Origin of the sequence: uncultured Amaricoccus sp., from assembly GCF_937858865.1 — a bacterium.
Classification (GTDB): Bacteria; Pseudomonadota; Alphaproteobacteria; order Rhodobacterales; family Rhodobacteraceae; genus Amaricoccus.
Map to the genome: position 1 here is coordinate 1 of NZ_CALLYO010000617.1, position 3587 is coordinate 3587.

Consider the following 3587-nt stretch of genomic DNA (forward strand, 5'->3'; position numbering starts at 1 on the left):
CAACTACTTGATGATTGTCGCACGCGTGCGACGAGTGTGCCGGCCGTTCAGAGCCAGTCGCGCAGGATCGCCACCAGCGGCCGGTCGGCTGGCGGCATCGGCCATTGCGACAGGTCGCCCGGCCGCACCCAGCGGAGCGCGGCATGCTCGCGCGGCTGCGGCACCCCCTGCCACTTGCGGCAGGCGAAGAGCGGCATCAGCAGGTGGAAGTCCTCGTAGGCGTGGCTGGCGAAGGTGAGCGGCGCCAGGCAGCTCGCCCAGGTGCCGATGCCGAGCTCCTCCTCGAGCTCGCGGATCAGCGCCGCCTCCGGCGTCTCCGCGGGCTCGACCTTGCCGCCCGGGAACTCCCAGAGCCCGGCCATCGCCTTGCCCTCCGGGCGCTGGGCGATCAGCACCCGCCCGTCCGGGTCGATCAGCGCCGCGGCCGCGACGAGGACGAGCCTCAAGAGCGCCCGTCCTTCACGAGCGATAATCCGCGTTGATCTCGATGTAGCGATGCGTCAGGTCGCAGGTCCAGATCGTCGCCTCGCCCGTCCCGAGCCCGAGGTCGACGCCGAGGACGAGCTCCGCCCGCTTCATGTAGGCCGCGCCGTCCGCCTCGCGGTAGGAGGGGGCGACCCAGCCCTTCTCGGCGACGAGGATGTCGCCGAAGCGGATCGAGAGCCGGTCGCGGTCGGCGGCGGCGCCGGACTTGCCCACCGCCATGACGATCCGCCCCCAGTTCGGATCCTCGCCGGCGACCGCCGTCTTGACCAGCGGCGAATTGGCGATGGAGAGGCCGACCCTGCGCGCGTCGGCGGCGCTCTCGGCCCCGGTCACGCGGATCTCCACGAGCTTCGTCGCACCCTCGCCGTCGCGCACCACCTGCAGCGCGAGGTCGCGCATCACCTCCTCGAGCGCCGCCGCGAAGACTGGCATCCGCGGGTCGGCGGCGTCGGCGATCGGCGGCATCGCCGCCCGCCCGGTCGCCGCCATCAGGAGCGTGTCCGAGGTCGAGGTGTCGCCGTCGACGGTGATGCAGTTGAAGGTCGCGTCCGCCGTCCGCGCCACCGCCGCCTGCAGCGGTCCCCGCGCGACGGCCGCGTCGGTGAAGAGGAAGACGAGCATCGTCGCCATGTCGGGCGCGATCATCCCCGAGCCCTTGGCGAAGCCCATGATCGTCACCGGCACGCCGTCGAGCTCGACCCGCGCCACCGCCCCCTTGGGGAAGGTGTCGGTGGTCATGATCGCCCGCGCCGCCCGCTCCGCCGCGTCCGCGGCCAGCCCGTCGCGCAGGCCCTGCATGGCCGCCACGATCCGCTCGGCCTTGAGCGGCTCGCCGATCACGCCGGTCGAGGCGACGAAGACGTGGCCCGCCGGGATGCCGAGCGTCTCGGCCGCCGCGCTGGCCGTCGCCTCGACCGCCGTCCGCCCGGCGTTGCCGGTGAAGGCGTTGGCGTTGCCGGAATTGACCAGGACGGCGAAGCCGCCCGGCTCGCCGTCCCGGAGGGCGGCGAGCTTCTCCTCGCACCAGAGGACCGGGCCCGACCGGGTCGCCGAGCGGGTGAAGACCCCGGCGATCGTCGCGCCGGGCGCCACCTCGGCCAGCATCACGTCGAGCCGCCCCTGATAGCGCACGCCCGCCTCGGCGGCGGCGAAGCGCACGCCGTCGATCGCCGGCAGCGCCGGGAAGGCCGCCGGCGCCAGCGGAGAGACCAGGGGAGCCTTTCCGGCCATGGCGAGCCTCGGGTTCAGGGCGTCAGTTCAGCAGGTCGCTGTCGCGGATGGCAGCCGCCGGCAGGCCGGTCTCCGGCTTGTCGATCGTCGCGCCGGCGCGCAGCTCCTCGAGCTTCGCCTCCAGCGCCGCCTCGCGCAGCTGGTTCTCGATCTGCGCCCGTGCCTGCTCGAGGGTCGGGGGCGTCGTCTCGCGCTTCTCGTTGAGCTTGATGACGTGCCAGCCGAACTGCGACTGCACCGGGTCGGACACCTGGCCGACCTCGAGCGCGGTCACCGCCGTCTCGAACTCCGGCACCATCTGCCCGGCGCCGAACCAGCCGAGATCGCCGCCCGACGCCGCCGACCCGTCGCTCGAATTCTCCTTTGCCACCTCGGCGAAGTCCTTGCCGCCGTCGATCTCGGCCTTCAGCGCCTTCGCCTTGTCCTCGCTGTCGACGAGGATGTGCGCGGCGTTGAACTCGGGCTGCGGCTCGAAGTCGGCCACCAGCTTGTCGTAGGCCGCCTGCACCTTGGCGTCTTCGACCGCGTCCGCCACCGCCGCGGTGGCGGCGATCCCGGCGAGCACCGTGCGCCGCTCGTTCTCGACCGCGAGCTTCACCTGCAGCGGGTCGCTCTCGGGCGAGGCCGATTCCGCCGTGGCGAGGAGCTGCTGGTTGACGAGCTGGTCGAGCAGCCCGCTGAGCAGCACGTCGTCGGGCAGGTTCTGGTACTGCGGCGGCAGCCGGTCGCGCATGGCGATCACGTTGCCGAGGGTGATGGCGGTGCCGTTGACAGTGGCGAGGACGGTGGAGGCGTCGTAGTCCCTGGCCGGGGTATCCTGGGTCGCGTCCTGGACTGCGTCCTGCGCCAGGGCCGGCGAGGACAGGGCCAACCCGGCCATCAGGCCGGCGGCGAGAATGCTGCGCATTGGTTCGATCTCCCGTTCGCGCGCCTCCGCGCGGTCTCGAATTCCGCTGGGGGCCCGCTCGGGGCCGCCGTTGACAGGCGTGGCGCAGCCGCTTACATCCCTAGCCGGCTGAAGCAGGGCTGCTCGCACCTCGCGGAGACTTAGACCGTTCGGTGACCATGAACAAGCGCCCCCGTCATGACAAATCGGTGGGTCTGATCGGCGTCCCGGACGGGCTCACATGGATTTGAGGACAATCTTTCGATGATGGGACTCGGAACGATCGCGAAGAAGGTCTTCGGCACGCCGAACGACCGCAAGGTCAAGGCGACCCGGCCGCTGATCGAGCAGATCAACGCGCTGGAGCCGGACTTCCGCGCCCTCGACGACGCCGGCCTGAAGGCCAGGACCGCCGAGTTCCGCGAGCGCTTCGGGAAGGGCGAGCCGCTCGACGACCTCTTGCCCGAGGCCTTCGCCAACGCCCGCGAGGCGGCGCGGCGCACCCTCGGCCTGCGCCCCTTCGACGTGCAGCTGATGGGCGGCATCTTCCTGCACCAGGGCAACATCTCCGAGATGAAGACCGGCGAGGGCAAGACGCTCGTCGCCACCATGCCCGCCTACCTCAACGCGCTGACCGGGCGCGGCGTGCATGTCGTCACCGTGAACGACTATCTCGCCCGCCGCGACGCCGAGTGGATGGGTCTCGTCTACAAGGCCCTCGGCATGACCGTCGGCGTCGTCGTCCCTGGCATGGAGGAGCCGGCGAAGAAGATCGCCTACGACGCCGACATCACCTATGCCACCAACAACGAGCTCGGCTTCGACTACCTGCGCGACAACATGAAGTCAGACCTCGCCCAGGTGCTGCAGCGCGACCACTATTACGCCATCGTCGACGAGGTCGACTCGATCCTGATCGACGAGGCGCGGACGCCGCTCATCATCTCCGGCCCGAGCCAGGACCGCTCCGAGCTCTACATCAAGG

The 3587-nt window shown here is 71.0% G+C and carries 3 protein-coding genes and 1 pseudogene; 1 reads left to right on the forward strand and 3 read right to left on the reverse strand.

Annotated features, from left to right (window positions below):
• Positions 1-47: 47 nt before the first annotated feature.
• Genes Q0112_RS18495 through Q0112_RS18505 form a run of 3 tightly spaced genes read right to left on the reverse strand, consistent with a single transcriptional unit; the run spans position 48 to position 2623 of the window.
• The gene (locus Q0112_RS18495; RefSeq protein WP_297977532.1) at positions 48-446 is read right to left on the reverse strand and encodes a (deoxy)nucleoside triphosphate pyrophosphohydrolase; all 399 of its coding nucleotides are present in this window, start codon (positions 444-446) and stop codon (positions 48-50) included.
• 13 nt (positions 447-459) lie between these two features.
• Positions 460-1716 carry a bifunctional glutamate N-acetyltransferase/amino-acid acetyltransferase ArgJ gene (gene argJ / locus Q0112_RS18500; RefSeq protein WP_297977533.1) on the reverse strand — a complete coding sequence of 419 codons (1257 nt, stop codon included), beginning with the start codon at positions 1714-1716 and terminating at the stop codon, positions 460-462.
• 22 nt (positions 1717-1738) lie between these two features.
• Positions 1739-2623 (reverse strand): peptidylprolyl isomerase, encoded by an 885-nt coding sequence (locus Q0112_RS18505; RefSeq protein WP_297977534.1) that lies wholly within the window; start codon positions 2621-2623, stop codon positions 1739-1741.
• 243 nt (positions 2624-2866) lie between these two features.
• Here Q0112_RS18505 and Q0112_RS18510 point away from each other — a divergent pair.
• Positions 2867-3587: pseudogene (locus tag Q0112_RS18510) on the forward strand (preprotein translocase subunit SecA); the annotation flags it as partial.